General features: G+C 47.9%; 19 protein-coding genes and 1 pseudogene. 12 read left to right on the forward strand and 8 right to left on the reverse strand.

Translation table 11 applies throughout. The features are described 5' to 3' along the window. Positions 1-254 precede the first annotated feature (254 nt). A complete protein-coding gene (locus IMQ48_RS00715) occupies positions 255-953 on the forward strand; it encodes an inovirus Gp2 family protein (protein ID WP_196207503.1) in 699 nt (232 codons plus the stop codon). A gap of 428 nt (positions 954-1,381) precedes the next feature. Here the strand turns inward: IMQ48_RS00715 and qatD are convergent, their stop codons facing one another. From qatD to IMQ48_RS00760, 8 genes and pseudogenes are all read right to left on the reverse strand, one after another. After that, complete coding sequence (gene qatD / locus IMQ48_RS00720) at positions 1,382-2,095, reverse strand: Qat anti-phage system TatD family nuclease QatD (RefSeq protein ID WP_109956519.1); 714 nt, start codon at positions 2,093-2,095, stop codon at positions 1,382-1,384. A gap of 8 nt (positions 2,096-2,103) precedes the next feature. Then, positions 2,104-3,423: a Qat anti-phage system QueC-like protein QatC gene (qatC, locus tag IMQ48_RS00725; protein WP_181218209.1), complete on the reverse strand. Its 1,320-nt coding sequence runs from the start codon at positions 3,421-3,423 to the stop codon at positions 2,104-2,106. Further along, the gene (locus IMQ48_RS00730; RefSeq protein ID WP_230326236.1) at positions 3,405-3,896 is read right to left on the reverse strand and encodes a hypothetical protein; all 492 of its coding nucleotides are present in this window, start codon (positions 3,894-3,896) and stop codon (positions 3,405-3,407) included. The genes qatC and IMQ48_RS00730 overlap by 19 nt, the downstream gene beginning before the upstream one ends. Positions 3,897-4,156: 260 nt before the next feature. Then, positions 4,157-5,941 (reverse strand): P-loop NTPase fold protein, encoded by a 1,785-nt coding sequence (locus tag IMQ48_RS00735; protein ID WP_131405240.1) that lies wholly within the window; start codon positions 5,939-5,941, stop codon positions 4,157-4,159. Between the two features lie 210 nt (positions 5,942-6,151). Continuing rightward, positions 6,152-6,208: pseudogene (locus IMQ48_RS23170) on the reverse strand (hypothetical protein); the annotation flags it as partial. Positions 6,209-7,066: 858 nt separating this feature from the next. Next, positions 7,067-10,051, reverse strand: a complete 2,985-nt coding sequence (locus tag IMQ48_RS00750) for an AAA family ATPase (protein ID WP_181218205.1) — start codon at positions 10,049-10,051, stop codon at positions 7,067-7,069. Then, positions 10,048-10,647 carry an ABC-three component system middle component 1 gene (locus IMQ48_RS00755; RefSeq protein ID WP_181218203.1) on the reverse strand — a complete coding sequence of 200 codons (600 nt, stop codon included), beginning with the start codon at positions 10,645-10,647 and terminating at the stop codon, positions 10,048-10,050. Before IMQ48_RS00755 ends, IMQ48_RS00750 begins: the two co-directional genes overlap by 4 nt. A 1-nt stretch (position 10,648) precedes the next feature. Continuing rightward, complete coding sequence (locus IMQ48_RS00760; protein WP_181218201.1) at positions 10,649-12,556, reverse strand: ABC-three component system protein; 1,908 nt, start codon at positions 12,554-12,556, stop codon at positions 10,649-10,651. A 496-nt stretch (positions 12,557-13,052) separates the two neighbouring features. On the opposite strand from IMQ48_RS00760, the gene IMQ48_RS00765 reads away from it, so the two are divergent. The 11 genes from IMQ48_RS00765 to IMQ48_RS00815 all read left to right on the forward strand — a co-directional run bounded on the left by IMQ48_RS00765 (position 13,053) and on the right by IMQ48_RS00815 (position 19,129). After that, complete coding sequence (locus IMQ48_RS00765) at positions 13,053-13,916, forward strand: GTPase family protein (RefSeq protein WP_181218199.1); 864 nt, start codon at positions 13,053-13,055, stop codon at positions 13,914-13,916. 93 nt (positions 13,917-14,009) lie between these two features. After that, on the forward strand, positions 14,010-14,843 hold the full coding sequence (locus tag IMQ48_RS00770) for a DUF932 domain-containing protein (RefSeq protein ID WP_181218197.1): 834 nt from the start codon (positions 14,010-14,012) through the stop codon (positions 14,841-14,843). Between the two features lie 200 nt (positions 14,844-15,043). Beyond that, complete coding sequence (locus tag IMQ48_RS00775) at positions 15,044-15,748, forward strand: WYL domain-containing protein (RefSeq protein WP_108168490.1); 705 nt, start codon at positions 15,044-15,046, stop codon at positions 15,746-15,748. Then, a complete protein-coding gene (locus IMQ48_RS00780; RefSeq protein ID WP_108168489.1) occupies positions 15,745-16,359 on the forward strand; it encodes a hypothetical protein in 615 nt (204 codons plus the stop codon). The genes IMQ48_RS00775 and IMQ48_RS00780 overlap by 4 nt, the downstream gene beginning before the upstream one ends. Positions 16,360-16,444: 85 nt before the next feature. Then, positions 16,445-16,855 carry a hypothetical protein gene (locus IMQ48_RS00785; protein ID WP_043082399.1) on the forward strand — a complete coding sequence of 137 codons (411 nt, stop codon included), beginning with the start codon at positions 16,445-16,447 and terminating at the stop codon, positions 16,853-16,855. A 77-nt stretch (positions 16,856-16,932) separates the two neighbouring features. After that, entirely contained in the window at positions 16,933-17,169 is a 237-nt protein-coding gene (locus tag IMQ48_RS00790; protein WP_108168488.1) for a DUF905 domain-containing protein, read from the forward strand. 80 nt (positions 17,170-17,249) lie between these two features. Further along, the gene (locus IMQ48_RS00795) at positions 17,250-17,708 is read left to right on the forward strand and encodes an antirestriction protein (RefSeq protein ID WP_108168487.1); all 459 of its coding nucleotides are present in this window, start codon (positions 17,250-17,252) and stop codon (positions 17,706-17,708) included. 15 nt (positions 17,709-17,723) lie between these two features. Beyond that, the gene (locus IMQ48_RS00800; protein WP_108168486.1) at positions 17,724-18,200 is read left to right on the forward strand and encodes a RadC family protein; all 477 of its coding nucleotides are present in this window, start codon (positions 17,724-17,726) and stop codon (positions 18,198-18,200) included. A gap of 9 nt (positions 18,201-18,209) precedes the next feature. Beyond that, the gene (locus tag IMQ48_RS00805) at positions 18,210-18,431 is read left to right on the forward strand and encodes a DUF987 domain-containing protein (protein WP_196207504.1); all 222 of its coding nucleotides are present in this window, start codon (positions 18,210-18,212) and stop codon (positions 18,429-18,431) included. Between the two features lie 18 nt (positions 18,432-18,449). Then, positions 18,450-18,767 carry a type IV toxin-antitoxin system YeeU family antitoxin gene (locus IMQ48_RS00810; protein ID WP_196207505.1) on the forward strand — a complete coding sequence of 106 codons (318 nt, stop codon included), beginning with the start codon at positions 18,450-18,452 and terminating at the stop codon, positions 18,765-18,767. A 20-nt stretch (positions 18,768-18,787) separates the two neighbouring features. Then, complete coding sequence (locus IMQ48_RS00815) at positions 18,788-19,129, forward strand: TA system toxin CbtA family protein (RefSeq protein ID WP_196207506.1); 342 nt, start codon at positions 18,788-18,790, stop codon at positions 19,127-19,129. Positions 19,130-19,446: the final 317 nt, after the last annotated feature.

The raw sequence follows: 19,446 nt of genomic DNA on the forward strand, positions 1-19,446 counted from the left end.
CAGAGTAGCTAAGTCTTTCTGGATAATATTTTTTTGTTCTAAAGCTCAATAATCCCGCGGCCTCAACTTAAATGACTAGGGAGGGCAACTCATGATTTTAAGGTGGTATATGTAATATACCTTAATTAAGGTTCTATACCTAATCAGTGCTTATCAGTAGTAACTTCCCTATAGGAGTTATATCCAACATCACATGGGTAGCGTGAGGGCTACCCATTACCTAATGATTAATATTTACATACTTAAGGATTATTATGAAATCACAATATTCTCTTACCAACGAAGAAATCGAGGACTTGGTACGTACAGCAGCCAAAAAGTATAAATCCCCTATTGACCTCAATATTCTCAATTCACTGCTTGAAATGGTCTACGACACACTGGAGCAGCATAACCGGATACTGGCTATTCGTACTGATACGAGGTTCGCTCTGTCTCATGTACCGGGAGAGCCTGATCTACCAATATGCTTCCAGCGCGAAGATGCGCAGGCAATCACTCGCTTCTTCGAGTCACTGAAAAGTCAGCTACGGGTAGATCATAACCGGTCCAAGAGACCGGGTGACCCGACATTTCCATCTTATGGGTGGTGTAGAGAACGTGACACAAGTGAGCATCCCCATTACCACCTGATGCTGTTATTTAATGCGGATGTGTATGGGTACTTGGGCAATTACCAGGAACTAAATGCTAAAAACATGGCTACCCGTATACAGAAAGCCTGGTGCAGTGCTCTAGGACTTGCTCACGAAGATTACTCAACATTAACTGAATTCCCGCCAAATGCTGTTTACAGGTTTAGCAGGATAGATGCCTTGGGCCGTAGTACGCTCTACTGGGATTTCCTGATTCGACTGGCGTACTTAGCCAAAACCAGAACTAAGGATGTCCACAGCGGTTACCGCAACTTTGGCACAAGCCAGTGTCAACACTTAGGCAGATTAACCTATTAATAGCACTCTGGGTGAGGTATTTATCCCCACCTAGTCAATTAACATAATTGATACATTTCTCGGTAAAAAATTCGATAATGTATCTTGATACCCTGCTACAACATGCTACATGTAGCAGCCGTAGCAGTTTCCAGAAGCAGTAAATGCCATTACTACATTTGCCTGTTATTCAACAAAGATGTCTACACCATCTCGGTGATTACAATCATGAAGACAACATAGGATATATGATTATCGGGGCATGGTACAGCCCCCAAGGCTGAAACTCGAAGAGCATTAAGGTCAGGTGCATTTTCCAGATGGTTGCCACTGCTGGACACCAACCCCCCTGACTTCAACAAGCATTTTAGGGGCCGCTTGAACGTCGGAATTATCTGTGCACAGCCAAAACCAAATATTTTTGAGAAAGTGTGAGTTTATCTAAGCACTTAATAACTACACAGTCTTCTTAAATTATCAGAAAGCTGAGCTTTAACATCCTTCAGGCTCACCCCCCATAATGCGGCTAACTGAGTCTCGGCTATCTCACTATCCCATGGCATTAGTGGAACATTACGAAACTTACCAAATGGCCCATCGGTTTCTGTAAGAATACGTGATTTAGGAATTTTCAAAGCTAACGCCTTCCCCTTAATTGTTTCGAGCATAGCGGGTCCTACGGAGAACCAACACCCTAAATCAATTGCTCTTTCTAGCTGCTTTGGTGTCCCAGTAAACCAATGTAATATCGCTATACCATCAATATTTTCAATCTCATCAATAGTATCTGATGCACATCCCCGACTGTGAATAGTCATAATCTTACCTCCAGCACGATGCACACTATTAAGTATGTGTCGAAATACCTTCAGCTGGATGTCCCAATGTTCTTTAAACCCCTTACCTCCATCAAGCCCTATTTCGCCAACATACCTTGTCTCCGAAAGTAGTGAATCGAACAGCTCTAACTCATGCGATCTTTGATGTGCAATTTGGGGATGGAGTCCAAGAGCGGTTCGGATTCGTTGGCTTTCTTTAGCCAGTAAAGAGGTCCCATGCCATGCTCTAGGTGTCGTTGTTACCGATAGTATATAAGTCCCTCGACGCCTGCACTCCTCAGCCACTTTTTCTGGCTGAGGATATAAGTCAAGATGACAGTGCATGTCGATGCTCAAACAATGCCCTCACTCATTAAGTAATTTTCAACCTCATTTAAGCCATCCAAAAACACCTGCTTGAAATCATTGAATGCTGCCACAGGTAAAGGACCGCTCTTGGCGATCCATGTTCCTATTCTAGAAGTCGATCTCTGTGCGATTGCAATCCTAAGAGCGATAAGATCATCTCTGCGATCAATTTCATTCATTACTTTAGCCAAGGACTGGAAAGTGTAATCTGCATCTCTACTAATCCCTCCAGCATGAAGTGAGGCCCGTCGAATGATGCACGGTACGCATACCCCGCACTGCTGATCCGTTCGTTTCCAATGACTGCAAGATACCGTACTTTCTACGACGTCAGATAAGAGTTGCTTGTTCAAGCATTGAGAAACCATTTGCCCCTTTGTTTTGAACTGATATGGATTAATTATTTGGCAAGGTATTCCGACCGCATCAAAGAGTTTTTGTATGCTGGAAATAAAATATGGATGTGTTGTTCGTGTACTCAACGTACCGATCCGGCGTGGGGTTAGTGGTGCATTTAACGAGATAAACCCATTTTCGGGCACAAAAAGATCGACCTTTTTTTGTTGAGATACTTCTTGAACAGCACAAGCGCCCACCGCCGCAAAAGCAAGAAAATTGAGGCTCCGCGTTCGCATCGTAATGTCAGTCACCCCTTGATATAGATGCGGATCAGCATTAATTTCAAACCGTGAGTATCGACCATTCAATCTTTCAGCAATTTGATCTTGTCGCGACTTATCTCCTTTATAAGCATGACTAACCAAAAGCGGAGCACGCCCCAGTGTCAGAAGATCTATTGCGCCAATAGCCGAATCCAATCCTCCCGAAAATAAGCTGACGCAATCAAGTTCTTTGAGCTTAATCAGGTGAAATCTTGAATGATGACTATATGGTTCAGGCGGTGCATAACCACCATTACAAAACTCGAAATCCCAGATGTCTCCACTAAGGAAATGCAAAGCGCTTTCAAGCTCCTTCTTTAGAGCAATCCATCGAGATGGCTCATGAAGGGGAAGACGTAGCGAGAGTTGACGAGTCCAACCATCCTCAGAGCTTTCACGCTGAACGAAAGTATCGGCGGCTGTAACCGCTAGTGCAATGCTCAAAAAATCCATGACCTGTGCTGGAATTTTGACTCCCAAGCGCTTAATTCGATCAATCGCAGGATTCCCAATAATAGATATATCCCCCCGCCCCTGCCCGCTTAATCCATAAAGTTGTACGGGCAACAAGTTCTCACTTGCTCGCGGTAATAGGCGATGTTCATGATGGAAAACTAATTGTGTCATTGGTAGGCCTCCCATTCTTGCCAAGCCTCAATGATTACCTGACGCTCAATTTTAACCATTTGATTTTTCGAAAAAGTTCTGATGTTGCCGACAAGTTTTGGAGCCATATGCTTATCAACAACAACTTTGATCAACTCTCGAAGTTCAGTTTCTGCATGGATGGCTTTTGAAGGAGTATCCGCTTTATTCCATGCCTTGTTAGAATCCATAACCATTTGCAAAAAAATGCTTTCAGCAAGATAACAAATCATTGTGTCAACAATCACACCATCTGTTATTTGTTGGGGATCGAAAATTGCTACACCATCGAGAGCTTCCACTAAGGCATGGTTCATGGCTGCACAAATCTTCTCTGAATCACCATCCTGCGATGTTAAAGCTTGAGCAATAGCTGATATTGCCATTTCGCATGGAAGGCCAGCTAAACTGCCCAAATCAATGCCTGGTTCTCCCGGAGCCGGAGGTACCCCCGCCAAAGCTCCAAACAATCCCCCCCCTGCCTGTGTGACACTCCCTAATCGTCGGGCTGCACTACTGCTACCTCCAGAGGCCTTTCGCGCGTAATGCCCTATGGCTTTTCTGAAGTCTGCTCTATTACCGTTTGAAACCGCATTCCCCAAAGATTCCCGGAACGGCGCGAACCTTCTTTCTTGTGGCGGGGGTAAGGGTTGCTGTGGCTGATCATCAGCCCAAGGTGGAACCAGTGGCGAACCACCACCTGGCCCTGTACTTGATTGTGAAGTTCCCATTAAGCGTCCTTATTCCATTGCTCATCTTTGAGTGCTGCAGCCATCCATACAGGTGGCTTCGTTCCCTGCTGCAATTCCTGCAAGTAACGAATTAATATACTGGCAGCATCTGCCGAGTGGCGAGCCAAAAGGCATGCACCAGAAAAACCCTTAGGTCTACGAGTCCAATCCGATGCTTGCCTTAACTGGCTAATTAAACCTTCCATTACAGGCACTTGTTCCTCACGAGGAAGCGTTTCCAAAAGAGCTTCTGCTGCGGGAGAACTGGTATTTTTCATTTCAATGAGTGCATTCAGTGCTTCCCGCCCATACGGCGATAAACCAACCACATATGCACCTATTGGCATAGTTTCTCTGGACAGATATATGGCGGCTCTCAAATCGATTCCACCAAGGCGCGGTTCAAGCTGAGCCCATTGAGCAATGAAAGCTTTAGTTGTTGGATTATCAGTCCATGTCTTTGGCGCTTCAGTAGGTATTTGACCGTCAGCTTCCTCAAGCTGTTTAAGCAACTGTGGTATACCTTGTTCAATATCCACTAGATGATATAAGTCAGCGGTACCATCTACTCCAACACATCGCTCAAAGATTACTAACTTAGTGATGATTGCTTCATCCAAAGGCATTGCTCGCCGCTTGGCAATTTGAGATCGCATTTTAACAACATTCAACAAGCGCTTAACGATTCTAGGATTGCCATGGATAATTGGCGAATTGGCTAATACAGGAGCAATACGGTCCGCACGAGCAAATGCCAAAGCGAGGTTACTATCCTCAGACTCACCAGTCATTTCCAGAGCGTCCTGGCGTGTTATAGGTTCATCTTTCCAAGATTGCTGTAATGCCTTTTCCAAGCCGTCACGGAGCGTAGTAAGTTTTTCGCCTTTTAAGCCATGCTCAATTGCATAAAGCATGAACAGATATGAACGAATCTCACGCACCCCTGCTTTTGGCACCCGAATAGGAACCTGGATGAGCTTATCAAGATAGTCTATTTGATGCCGCTGTGATGCCCCCTTGAAGTAATCAGCTACTGAAGAACGAATCATGTCCTCATCTGCTGCAATGATAAAGGCTGTATTAGTTAAGAAAAGGAATAACCTGATCGCTTCAAGTGTATGGATAGCATTAGCCGGTAGGCAGCGATCGAGGTTATCAATTACCACGATGAGTGGCTTGCCAAGCTCTTCTAAAATTTCCCCATATTCCTTACGAAATGCATCAATCTGCTGAGGAGGGCTTTTTTTAGCCTCAGGTTTAATCAAACCACCAGCCTTCTCTTTGCTTTCTTTAGCCAGATTGCCCAAAGCCTCATATTCTTCCTGGCTTTGGATACCGTCGGTAGCATTCCTAAACGCGCCAATTCCCCTAGAAAGTAAACCGCCAGTAGGGACTCCAGCAAATAAAGCAGCTCCTTCCGCCAGAAGCCCCATTGCTCTAAACCCATCAACTCGGCTCAGAAGTCTCTTCGCTTTTGAGATGAGAGTCGTATTTCCATCAGCTGCTTTTGTCAATGCTGTAGCGATGACTTCAAGTAAAGCTGCTCGCGCATCGTCATAGCCCTGATAGAGCCAAGAGTCAAAATTAATTACAATCCAATCTTTTTCATCTTGCTCAAGTTTTTGCTCTATCAATTTCAAAAGTGAAGATTTACCTGCCCCCCAATTTCCAAAAATGCCGATTGATACTGGTAACATGTTTTCGGTAGTAAGCACGTCTACAGCTAACTGGGATACTTCACCAAAATTTAGGTAATCCTCTGATGATTCCTTATCTGACCACATCTATTTATCCTTATTTCTCTTGACTGATGGAAGATTCAAATCCCAGGGCAAGGTCTATTCAAGATGTTGCTTCGGTTATCAACTTGTTAAGGGTTACAACTCAACTACCTGATTATATTTTCAATTCTCGGATAAGTGATATGCCCAATGATCGCACAAATCAGCCTGTAATCGGCTACGTAGAAGACCTCATGGTCCTCAGTACTTTGCTCACCGATGAAGAAAATCTGAGCCCTGTCTTTTAGCTTTTTCTTCCCTGCATCCTTCGCTTCTTCCTGGGCGGCCTCCAACTCGTTTCGAAGTGCTGTGCGTTTAGCTTGGGACCAGCCGCTCCATTCCACATGGAGTTTGTAACTTCGAGAAGGCTTGAGCTTTCCGGATTCATCTTTAACCCATTCTCCCGAAAGCGGAATGACAATCCGATTCTCATCTTGCTCAAATTTTTGCCACAACAACTGTGAGTAGAAAACTCGCAGTTCCGGATAGGGCTGAATCGGATCTTTAAGTTTTTTAAAGACAGTCATGTAAGTATCGGCATCAATATCCGGTATATGTAGTGACATACCTCGATCATAAGGGAAACGAATAAACGCTCTACAAATCTGACGAATAGCATTAACCGGACGACGCGATTGCCGTGTTGGTGCATTGCCTTTACTGGATGTTGATGATGCAGAACGCGTTGTGCTCGAATTGTTTTCACCACCCGTTGTGTCAGGATCAACAACCGGGCGTTTTTCAATCAACTTTAACCCTGCAGGCATCAAACCCGGTGCACTGTCCAAGAGATGGCGGACGCTTTTCTTCTGGCCCTGCTTAACAACAGTGCTCTCAGCATCAGCATCGCAGTTGATGTGTTCTTTTCCTGGCATTTTATTAAACGACGGTCTTTTCTTACTGCCTTTTTGCCAGGCGGAAGGATACATTTCGATTCCGCATCCCCAGCAGACATAACCACTGGTATCAACGATATCCAACAACCAGAGCTCTTCAGCATCCACTTTTTCTCCGGTGCGTTTGTCACGAGCAGATTCCATCCTTTCCTCCTAAAATGAACAGCCCTCGAGTTTTCTCAGGTTGAGATCCTAACAGCCCTGCTTTATCACCTGGCCCAGCGCTGTTAGGTTACCTGGTTATCCGCATCTCAGATGCCGTCACCCCTTCAGGTGTAGGAACGAGTGACCACAAGCGTGCATCAATGCCATCATTTTGCAGTTTGCGCATGAAATAACGCGCCTGAAGGGCATCATGTGTTGCAATTACAACCTGGAAGCCATGATCAACTATGTAATCACGCAGCAAATCGAATACGGACGCTGCATGGACCAAGTCATGATGCTGTGTTGGGTCATCCAGAAGAAGGCAGCGCCATGAGGACCACTGGTGCTCCAATGCCATGGAGAGCAAGAAGGTAAGCTGTAGATCAGTAAGCTGAGCTTCGCTCGCTATCGCCGGAACCGGTACTGACTCCCCATGTAACGGAACAGATACTTCAGCATGTTCCTTTCTGTAGATACTGCGAAAACCCAAACTGGTGCCAGTAAAGCGCTGTTCTCTGACTACGCGTTTGAGCAAAGCCTGCCACCTTGGAACGACAGAGAGCACATGTTTTTGTACATTCGAGATTTCAGTAGACAGGCAACGATTGAGCGTCTCCATCGCTTCAGATAATTGCAGCAACTGCGTCTGATTTGTTCTCTCGTTATCAATTCGCTGGCTAAGGTTCGTAGCGAATTCCTGCTCCGATGATGTTCCTCGGCGACGATCTATAAGCCCTTGCGCCAAACGAGTCTTTTCCAGCTTACTCCAAGTACCAATCTCAATTTTGAGTGTTTGTAACTGTTCTGAATGTCGGGACAGGTCGGCAACAGAAGACTGCAGTTGAATCTCTTTACTGCTCGCCACTTCGAGAGCGGGATCACCGGGAAAGGAGAGTTGTCTCCATGAATACCGGATTGAGGCTAGCTGAGCCTGAGCGTCAGTAATCTGCTTTTCGAGAACACTTATCTTATTATTAGCTTCAGTTAAAGAGGTACTCTGTCTATCCAATGCAGACTGCTCAGCCTCAATTTTTGATTTTAATTCAGCTAGTTGAATCGTATTTTTATTTTGTTCAGTGGACAAATCAGCCAGCGTTTTTGAAGGGAGTGCCCCTTCTGTTATTGCAGCTAATGCAGCGGTTGTTTGTACAAGACTAGCCAAGGCTCCGGCCCGATTCTGACGCGCAATATCCAGTTCGCGAGTCGACGTTTGATATGCGTTTTTAGACGCTTCCAATATTTCAGGTGTCGGTAGGGGGGCAAGGTTAAGCTGTTTTTCGTCAAGCTGCTGTTTCGCTGAAGCATTTGATTCTTCGCGACGTTGGATAGATGCTTTCGCTAGTTGTACCGTATCTCCATCAAGAAGGATGTTTGTTTTGAGTTGATTGATCTCCGCTATTGAGCGAACGATATCGCCTCGCAGTGCAATAATTTTACTCTGGCACGTTTTCAATTCTGTTTCAGTATGCGTCACTGTTTCTGTGCATTTACGCAAGTGATCGGATGCTGTTTTAACTCGCTGTTCTGCTTCGATGACTTTGGGGTCTATAGCCTCTAATGATCTAGTAATGCGTTCATGGAGAACGGCAGCGCCGTGTTCCACTCCACATAAAGGGCAGTCCCCGCGATCCTCTGGTAAATGTGCGGCAATGGTAGCTACAGATTGCCTTATAGAGTCAGCAGTAGACGTGAGCATCTCATGGAACTGCTTCGCTGAAAGCTCATCTGTTTCAGCTGATACCTTTAACGAATTCGCGGTATGAAGATACTCCTGAAGTACACGCTCCTGAATTTCCTCATTGCTAACCAAGTCGGTAATGGCCGCAATATGTTGAAGAATGTCTTCCCAGCGCTTGATAAGTTGATGAGTAGTGAGTACTTCACTATCTACAAGCTGCAGAGACTTACGCTGTTTATTTATAAGTTCATGTTCAATACGTAGCTGTTCGTTCCCCTCATGTACGTGACGCAAGGTTGATGCCAGAGACTGGGCGTCGGCCAACGCTTTGTCAGCTGACGCCAAGTCAAGCTTACATTGCTCGAAGGCCTCTTTGGTTCGCGCCTCACTATTGAGCCGGTTAAGCTGCTGTATAATTACATCACGTTCTGCTTCAGCTGTGACAAGTTCCTTCTGGAGTTTATCTTTTTTATCAACTAGCTGGGCTCGTTCCTGTTCTTTTTGTGTCAGTTCCTCTTTAGCAGTTATAAGCTCATTGCCAAGCTGCTCAGAACGCGCTTGCTCAGAAACGAACCGGCCAATTAGTCCATCCACTTCCATAAGCGCAGTAATCTGTTCGCGAAGTCGGTTCAGCTTTGCTTGTACTGTTTGCTCTAATGCCTCGTGCATTGTTTCCAGATTGCTGATACCCACTGGCGGAACCAGTAAACCTACTGGCAATTGTTCTGCACTCTGAGTATTGCGAGCGATGTCTGAGATTGATTCTGCGATGTTTTCTTTACTACGCAGGGCCCCCTGAGATTGTGATGCCGCCTGGTCCCGATCAAGAATCAGACTTTGCCACTCCCCAAGCTCAGCTTCGAGCGCCTCAAGGGCTCCCTTTGCTTGCTTCAGCTTTTCAGTGAGAACGCGGCGAATGCCGCCAAGAGCATTACTAACTAGGGTTCCATCTTTACCGATTGGCAAGCGAGCCAGTTGAGCGCCCGCAACTTTTGCATCCGCTTTGACCAGCCATTGGCCCTCGCGCTGATCCAGTAAGTGGGTAAGTCTTAATAAAAAGGGGATGTCCTCCGAATTCGTATCCGGAAAAAGAGAGCTTAAATCACCAGTCCTTTCGACGTCACCTTCGTTGCTCACCTGCGCAGAGGCTTGTACATCCCCAAAATCCAAGACCACCTTAGCGACAGTCTGGCTGTCCCTGATAATGGGTGAAAGATTCTCGCCTAGACGAGAAATATTACCCGTGAGACTAAATTCGATCGCTTCGAAGAAGGCCGTTTTCCCCGTACCGTTAGGGGCCAGTAAAATGGTTGCACCGCCACTTAGCTCAATTTTGGTGTCGGTACCGTATCGGCGGACATTTGAGAGTGTGATAGATTTAAGTTGTTTCATTGAAAGTCCTTCTCTCCAAACATCATATCCCTCAGCGCATTAACAATTTCATCGCCAGATTTCTCAGAGAGCAACAATTCACGCCATGTTTCGAGATGAGGTTCTACCCAAGAGTGTGCTTGCCCCATCGAGTTCAGAGACGCTAGCAGAGGATCGCTGATATCATTCCCACCTCTCGCAGGTGTTAAAGACGCCAGAAAACTTCGATCAAGGAAGGAGTCAATATCTTCCTGCTTTCTGAACACCACCTTCCTGCAAAATCGATCGTCCGTTTCAAAACGGGCAGCATCTTCTGACTCAACTCCATCGATGAGCATAAACATGTAAAGGTCTGCTGTCTGAGGCTCTGCAAGTATGTCTCGGATATCAGCGGCCCATCGGAAAGCGCTCTGGATATTATCCACGTTACTAGGAAATGCTGTGATCAGCACTGTTCGCCATCCAGCATTTTCCCGATTAATGCGTCTGAGTTGTATTGCAGTCATGCCGATATCAATTGAGGGTGAAACCATTTCGTCCACATCTGGAAAATGAACTTCATAGCGGCCCTTAGCACGCTTGGTTATAGCAGTAACGAGTTCTTGGATTGTCGGCATTTCAGGATCCCTTCGCATTCTTCTCAATGGCCGATTCACGAGCGAGCTTTCGATCTTGCCACTGCTTAGTGAAATGTTGGCGTACGGAGTCAAGTGTTCCGTTATGTAAATGACGAAACATACCAGACCGCGTGACGAGCAGGTGAGGTTGACGCTCCGCGGCCATACTGGTCGCAGTCTCTGCGTCGTCAGCCATACCTATATTCAATAATTCTGATGGGGATGTACTCACACCCGATAAGATAACGATGGGATCCGGATTAGGGCCAATAACGTCTATTAACGGATCGTCAGAAAGCTCACGTACTCCCGAAAAACCACCCGCAGGACCAGACCAGTACTTAAGAGCAATGCTCAATACTGGGCCACCTTCCTGAAAAGATTCCCAGTTATTACTGTCCTCAGGCAAACCCACAGCAACCAGTAATAAGGTTTCAACAGCGGTAACAAGAAGATTTAAAGTACGAAGGCCCAGGCGAAGCGCATATCTTTCATTTTTTTTCTCCGTTTTCGGATAGAGAAGCTGATCCATGAATTTTCGGCGTTTTTCTGGTGCAGCTGCGAACCCACTCAGCCATGACTGCCAAACCTTCTCCATCGCATCTGCTAGCGCCGAATCTGAGATTGAGCCAAGCTTTTCTGAAACCCCTTGAAGAAGGCGTTGCCACAGCACGTCGTCCATAGCTTTAGCAAGCGCTTCAGCTTCTCCTCGAGCAGCATTTACTGTCTTAAATTCATAATCCTGTGCACAGGATAGGCGTTCGGCATTTTCAAGCCAAGGTAGGTCGCTGAAGTCATGTTCTGCACAGCCAAGTGTGTGTCCAATTTCATGACCAACGCTACTGCGCCACACTGGTTCACCTAACATCAGCCCCTGACTGCCTTGGGGTAAATGCAAAGCTATACGCACAATAGCAGAAAGAAGAGTCAGATTATCGCCTAATGGGGGGGAGTAATTGGCATACACTCTGAGCTTGCGGTTGCCGGGCTCACGACTCCACATGTGCTCAACGACCCCTTTTGCGGACCTATCTGTTGAACCGGCAAGATCAAGCGTTCCGGCTAATGACCAAGTTTTACTAGCCATATTAGAACCGTCGCTTAACTGATACTGAACCCAGGTTTCAACATCAGGGCGCAGTTCACTTCGCAGTTCTTGGACGACGTCATGGCATCCCAAGGCTGCTACGTCAGATGTTTCTGCCGCGATATAGGTAATTAAACGGTCCAGTGTACGATTCGGATCGCTGAAGTAACGACCAAGCGAGTGAATTGTCCGATCTTTTAATGTCGCATCGTTACCAATACAATTGATCTTAACCCGGCGAAGCACATTTCGTATCTGACTCCAATCTTCGAATCCACACCAAGTTGTTAGCCATAAATAAGCCCTCGTGGTTGGACCATCCTGACGTTTAGCTAATTCCTCTACACTGAGTCCTTTTTGACTACAAAGATCACAGACTTCTTCTAAATGATTGACTGAAAAATTATCTTTTATCTGCAGATGCAGACCCACGAGGGTGAGTCTAAACTCACGATTAGGGGATTCATCAAGTTTTCCCGCTTTCGCGATTCTGGCAAGACTGGAAAACGCCGAGTCTAAAACGGAATTGGTCGGGGAGATGGGCGAGGAACCCTTTCTGGGTTTTTTAGCGAGTTGTACAGCTTTATCAGGATCTTTGGTACAAAAGTCAGTCGACTGGCGCTTAATCTGTAAATGCTCATAGTGGTCTGTGGTGTGCATGATTACTACATCGTCCCACTCCTCAATGCCACCTTGTTCAGCACCAATCGACAGAGGTGCCAGCCTTCCACTTAAGAATTTATCAAGCATGTCCGCCAGACACTGAGCAATCACCAGCTTTTCATAGTCAGACTTCCGCTCTAACCGGAACCTTCTGAGCATTCAGATTTTCCTTATTGCATTTTCTGCCCCAAAAAAAATTAGGGATATGCTAACCGAATTGGCAAGGGTTTTATAGTGAGCTTGGTTTCATCTTGCAGTAAGAATTAAACGTTTTTTATGGTTCTTTGTGGCTTACAGCGCTGATAACTTCTTGATGATACATAAATTGAGAGGCGTACCAGTTGTCAGCGCTACCTTTCTGTAAGGTGTGATAGAAGTTATGCAGGTATCTACGTTGTTGGGTTTAATGACTTAAACTTTTGGGAATACCCTGAATCACTTCAAAGTGTAATTCTCAGGGGTGGAATAGCTATACATCGCTCATAACAGATCCCTCGTTCCTTCAGACGGTTCGCTTAGTGCTGTGAGTCCAACGAGTGGAAACGCATACCAGCATTATAAAAAATTTCAGACAGATATTATCTCCCTGAACATACCCCTCAACGGCAGAACCACAAGGTTCTGCCGTTTTTGTATTCTTTTCAGAGGAGCAGTAATGAAACAATTTGACGGTCTGCAGTCACTGCAGCAACCGCTTTCCGGCCTGCCCCAGTGGGTCTCTGAACACATTCTGCAGCGGATAAATCAGTTAACCCACTACGAGCCTGTAATAGGGATTATGGGGAAAACCGGCGCGGGTAAGAGCAGCTTGTGCAATGCTCTGTTTGCCGGGGAGGTGTCACCAGTCAGTGATATTGCAGCCTGCACACGCGAACCCTTGCGCTTTCGCCTGCAGCTGGGAAAGCGCTATATGACCATCGTGGATCTGCCCGGTGTGGGCGAAAGTAGCGTTCGCGATAACGAGTATGCCGCGCTGTATTGTCAACAGCTTCCCCGTCTCGACCTGGTGCTGTGGTTGATCAAGGCCGATGACCGGGCACTGGCGGTGGATGAGCATTTTTATCATCAGGTGATTGGTGAGGCATACCGGCATAAAGTGCTGTTTGTTATCAGCCAGTCCGACAAGGTTGAACCCACCTGCGGTGATGAAAAGCTATCTACAGAGCAGAAACAAAATATCAGCCGCAAAATCTGTCTGCTGCATGAGCTGTTCCAACCTGTAAACTCTGTCTGCGCGGTGTCGATACGTTTGCAGTGGGGGCTGCGGGTGATGGCTGAAAGGATGATCCGTTGCCTGCCGCGTGAGGCCAGCAGTCCGGTAGCAGTTCAGCTTAGTGCTCCTCTTCGTACCGATGCCGTTAATAAAAAAGCCCGTGACGATTTTGGTGAAACAGTAGGCTCAGTACTGGACACTGTAAGTTCCCTGCCCCTCATACCGGCCCCGGTTCGGACAGTTATCCAGTCTGTACGCAATATCGTGGTATCAGTCGCCCGTGCAGTCTGGGGTTTCTTCTTCTGAACATTAACCATTCCAACCCGTAGTTTCCTGAGCCCTGCCGCCATTTTGCGGCGGGGCTTTTTGTATTTATTTTTCATCATGAGGAGTCTGCTTATGACCCGTCTGGCTTCGCGCTTTGGCGCAGCAAATCTTATCCGTCGTGACCGTCCGTTAACTCACGAAGAGCTGTTTCGTGTGGTGCCCAGTGTCTTCAGCGAGGAGAAGCATGCGTCACGCAGCGCACGTTATACCTGGATACCAACCATTACCGTTCTTGAAAATCTGCAGCGTGAGGGCTTTCAGCCTTTCTTTGCCTGCCAGACCCGTGTTCGTGACCCTGGGCGTCGCGAGCATACAAAGCACATGCTGCGCCTGCGTAGGGAGGGGCAAATTACCGGCAAACAGGTCCCGGAAATTATTCTGCTCAACTCTCATGATGGCTCCAGCTCGTATCAGATGTTGCCGGGATTATTCCGTGCCGTATGCCAGAACGGACTCGTCTGCGGTGAGTCGTTTGGCGAGGTGCGGGTGCCGCACAAAGGAGATGTGGTGACTCAGGTGATAGAGGGGGCGTATGAAGTGCTGGGGATTTTTGACCGTGTGGAAGAGAAACGGGATGCCATGCAGTCGCTGATTTTGCCGCCACCTGCACAACAGGCTCTGGCACAGGCTGCACTGACGTACCGTTTCGGTGAGGACCACCAGCCGGTGACAGCACCTCAGATACTCTCCCCACGCCGCTGGCAGGATGAGAGCAATGATCTGTGGACCACATACCAACGTATTCAGGAGAACCTGATTAAGGGCGGGCTCAGTGGAAGGAGTGCGAAAGGCGGAGGAACGCATACCCGTTCGGTGCGCGGTATTGACGGTGATGTGAAGCTTAACCGTGCACTGTGGGTGATGGCGGAAGCGATGCTCTCCGGATTTGAGGCAAACAGATGTTAACTCCGGCAGTATGCGGACACCTCCTGTCCGTTTGCTGATTAATTTCCAGGCAGCTTTTCCTCAAAAGACTATGAAGCCGCATTCTGATTGCATTCATCCTGCAGAAAAAATACCGCTTCAGCTGTCCGTATCCTGTCCGGCCCTCTCGTTACACTAATCACTTAATTTTCAGTCCATTAACAGAGTGGGGAACGCCTCTCATGTCTCAGTCTGAGCGCCGCCATGAGCGCCTTGCGGTTCGCCTGTCGCTGATTATCAGCCGTCTTGTGGCGGGGGAAACGCTGGCCATACAGACACTGGCCGTCGAATTTGGCGTGTCAGTGCGCACATTGCGTCGGGATTTTCGCGAGCGTCTGGCCTATCTCGACCTGGAGTTCCGTAACGGGCAATGTCGTCTACTGTCCGGCAGCCGTCAGAGGGAGCTGACGGTGCAGACCTTTGTCCGTCAGTCCGGTGTGGAGGCTCTTTTTCCGGATATTGACAACCAACTGATCAACTCACTATTGAGTGCCAGCGAGTCTCCCTGCCTTATCTGGCACAGCACCAACTCCAGAACACAGGCACGGACTGAAGTTTTTACGCGACTTATCCGCGCCATCACTGAACACCGTCGGGTTACGCTACTGGCAGAAGGTCATCGTTGCACAGGTCTGGCCCCCTATCGACTGGTGTGCAGCGACGGCTGCTGGTACCTGACCGGTGAACATGAAGGACATATATCGGTTTTCACACTGGGTGATATTCACACGGTGACATTCAATCCTGCGCTTTTTGTCCCGGATACACAGGTACGTAATCTGTTGTCACATCCCGATTTTCTTCGGGTTTTACCTCACTTTCAAACTTTCCATTCACTTCTCGTTGTCGGCGACGACGGTTTTTCACCCTATAAGGAGCAAAGATGAAATTACTCACTGCAACCACACTGGCGCTCAGTCTGTGCGTCGGAACAATTTTGCCAGTAGCCGCTGAAAATGTTGTGGGTACTGTTAAGGCCTGGCAATACATGCAGGCAGACGGCTGGAAATCAGCTGATGGTCTGGACAACCATACCCTTAGCAATGCGCTGTATGGTGCCAGAGTGATCGATAATTATCCCTGGACTCGGCAATTCCTGCTACGTCAGGGATACAATGGAGGTTATTTTATAGCCGATAAAAATACTAAAACGGTACGCAAACTGTCGCTTAAAACAGCCAGTGGTTCTTCCTCAGATTTGACATCTGTCTACCAGGGTGAGGGAAAGGCATGTGGTTTCGTTCTGATTGATACGCAGGCGGCATTGCTTGACGAGGCACAGCAGCGAGCGAGTGGAACTGATGACCCGGCAGAGACAGTGCGAGTAGCCCGGATAAAATTTAAACCAAACACCCTGATGGTCGTGCCTGATAACTGCGTCAATCCCAAACAACAGGCCGCGCTGGAGGCTAAGCGTTCTCAAAAAGACAGGGAGCTGCAGCAATGGGTGGCAAAGCAGAGTATGGCTGAACTCTGCCGCCGAACCGGTAACTGTTGAGGATCTGATTACAGATGTTTTAAACCACGCCAGATGGTTTACATGCATATCTGGCGCAATCCAGTTCCCATTTATTAGGAAGATCATGCTAAAAATAATAATCGCTGTTATCCCTGCTTTCATTCTCTCACTTACTGCCTTCAGTGCCAGTGCCGCGCAGCTTCCGGAAAGTCTGATGGACAAAGACAACCCCGGCCAGGAATACTGGTGCCAGGGGAACGACATCAACACTACCATCTGCTCGTTGACCGATGTCAGCGATGACCGTAAGTTTGCCCTGATTCAGGACCTGCCTGGTCCAGCCTGTGAAGATTTAAGCTTCGGGGTTATTGACCTGGTATTTAACACTGGACTTAACATCTCTTATGACGGTGGTGACTGCAAGGGAGATGTAAAGGCCGGATTTGTGCGTGGCACAAAAGATAATGCCCTGTATGTGAAGATTGTCCGGGGCAGCAAAACTTTGCGCCTGTATAAGGTACAGACGGGGTTCTGACTGAATCCGCATAACAACACTCTCTCAAAACCCCTGACGCATCTGCGTCAGGGGTTTTTGCTTTTAAGGTGCACCGAATGCCTGAATCTCAATTACTGCCGTCGGACCCTTTCACCCGACAGCAGGCCGACGCTATTACCAGCCGGTATCAAAACGTCGCTATAGAAGATGACCAGTGCAGTCACTTTCGCCTGGTAGTTTGTGACTCCGAAGGTCGAATGGTCTGGCGGGCATGGAGCTTTGAAACGGATGCCGGTGAAGGACTTAACCGCTATATCCGCAAGTCAGGCATCCTCAGAGCATCCTCCTGCTGACTACACCCATTCATCATCCCTGTATGTCCTTCCCATACGCCAGCCATCGTCGCTGGCGTTTTTATTCACGGAGAATATCCATGACGACACAAACGCAATGCGAATTGATGTCCGCTAATGAACCTCAATTTGACCTTACTGCAACACCCGTACCTGACGAACAGCGTCTCGATTTCTGGCCGCTGTACTTTGGCGCTATCCCGCAGTGGATATCGCTGGAACCCCGTATTTTCGCCTGGATGGACCGCTTCTGTGATGAGTACAGCGGTGGTATCTGGTCCTTTTACACGCTCAGCAATGGCGGCGCGTTTATGGCCCCTGATGCAGACGGTGACGATAAATGGCATCTGCTCAACGGCATGAACGGCAATGGTGCGGAAATGAGCGCAAAAGCTGCAGGTATCGCTGTCTGCCTTATTGAATACAGCCATCACGCCTGTCGTACAGAATGTGACGCTATGACCGCACACTATTATCGCCTGCGGGACTATGCCCTGCAGCATCCTGAAGCTCACGCCATTCTGCGCATCATCGACTGACCGGAGGTACAACGAATGAAACAGCTTTCCTTTTTGCCCGGCGAGATAACGCCACAGGACCGGCGTCTCATCCAGCGTGCCCTCAGGATTCTGGACCGGCATCTGCATGAGCCCGGGGTAGCCTTCACCTCCACTCATGCCGTTCGGGAATGGTTACGACTGCATATGGCCGCACTTGAGCGGGAAGAGTTCCGGGTGTTGTATCTGGACAACCAGAATCAGCTTATTGCCCATGAGACGCTCTTTAGCGGCACGATTAACCGCACCGAGGTCCATCCCCGGGAAGTAGTCAAACGTGCTCTGTATTTCAATGCGGCGGCGGTGATACTGGCGCATAACCATCCTTCCGGCGAGACGACGCCCAGCCAGGCTGATAAAGCCCTCACGCAGCGGCTGGTTCAGGTACTTCAACTGGTGGATATCCGCGTACCTGACCATCTGATTGTCGGCGGCAGGCAAATCTATTCGTTCGCAGAACACGGTCTGCTGTGAGGTATTGACATGAAAATTATCAGTAAACGCCGGGCAATGACGATATACCGCCAGCATCCTGAGTCCCGAATCTTTCGCTACTGCACCGGCAAATATCAGTGGCACGGTAGCGTCTGTCATTACACCGGCAGGGATGTTCCGGATGTCACAGGAGTCCTTGCTGTGTACGCCGAACGCCGCCAGGACTGCAACGGGCCTTATACCTGCTTGATGAGTATTACCCTGAACTGACAATAAAGGAGAACTGTAATGAGCAACATCACATGGGGCCTGCAGCGCGATATTACGCCACGCCTGGGAGCTCGTCTGGTGCAGGAGGGCAACCGGCTGCACTATCTGGCTGACCGGGCCAGCATCACCGGTGAGTTCAGTGACGCCGAATGCCGGAAACTGGATGAAATATTCCCGCACTTTATCAGCCAGATGGAATCCATGCTGACCACGGAAGAACTGAATCCCCGTTACACCCACGGTATTACCCTGTATCACAATGGTTTTACCTGCGAAGCCGATACCTTTGGCAGTTGCGGCTACGTATACATCGCTATTTACCCCACTCAGCGTTAATTACCTTCACGAGAGCAAACATGAAACCTCAACCTGCAACAACTTCGCGGGCGGTGAAGCCCTGTCTGTTGCCCGTGGCTGTCTGGAAAATGTTACTGACACGCCTGCTTGAACAGCACTATGGCCTGACACTGAACGACACCCCGTTCAGTGATGAAACTGTGATTCAGGAACACATTGATGCCGGTATCACGCTGGCTGATGCCGTTAACTTTCTGGTGGATAAGTACGAGCTGGTTCGTATCGATCGCAGAGGGTTTAGTTGGCAAGAACAATCACCTTATCTTCGGGCCGTTGATATTCTGCGAGCTCGACAGGCAACTGGCTTGTTACGACAAAGCCAAAGTGACCTAGAACGCTGAATTCTACGAGCAGCATTCCCAATCTTCATCACCAATATTTCTCCTTTATTTACTCCTTGCATAATGCGTCTGCTACTTACAGTGGACGCAATACATCTTACGGACAAAATATCATGTAAACAGATAGTAAGACCTTTCGTGATCAACTGAGACAGTTTGTCTCAGCCAGCACTAGACAACAAGCTCTGATCAAGATGATGCCCCTAACACTATTAAATGCTACTCATTTGATAAATTGAGGGTTCCATAACAAAGTAGTAGATTGCCTTGTCATACAGTAATCAAGTAACTAAGCTGACCGGCTTAATGGCGGTAGT

The organism is Citrobacter sp. Res13-Sevr-PEB04-36 (assembly GCF_015672735.1).
Classification (GTDB): domain Bacteria; phylum Pseudomonadota; class Gammaproteobacteria; order Enterobacterales; family Enterobacteriaceae; genus Citrobacter.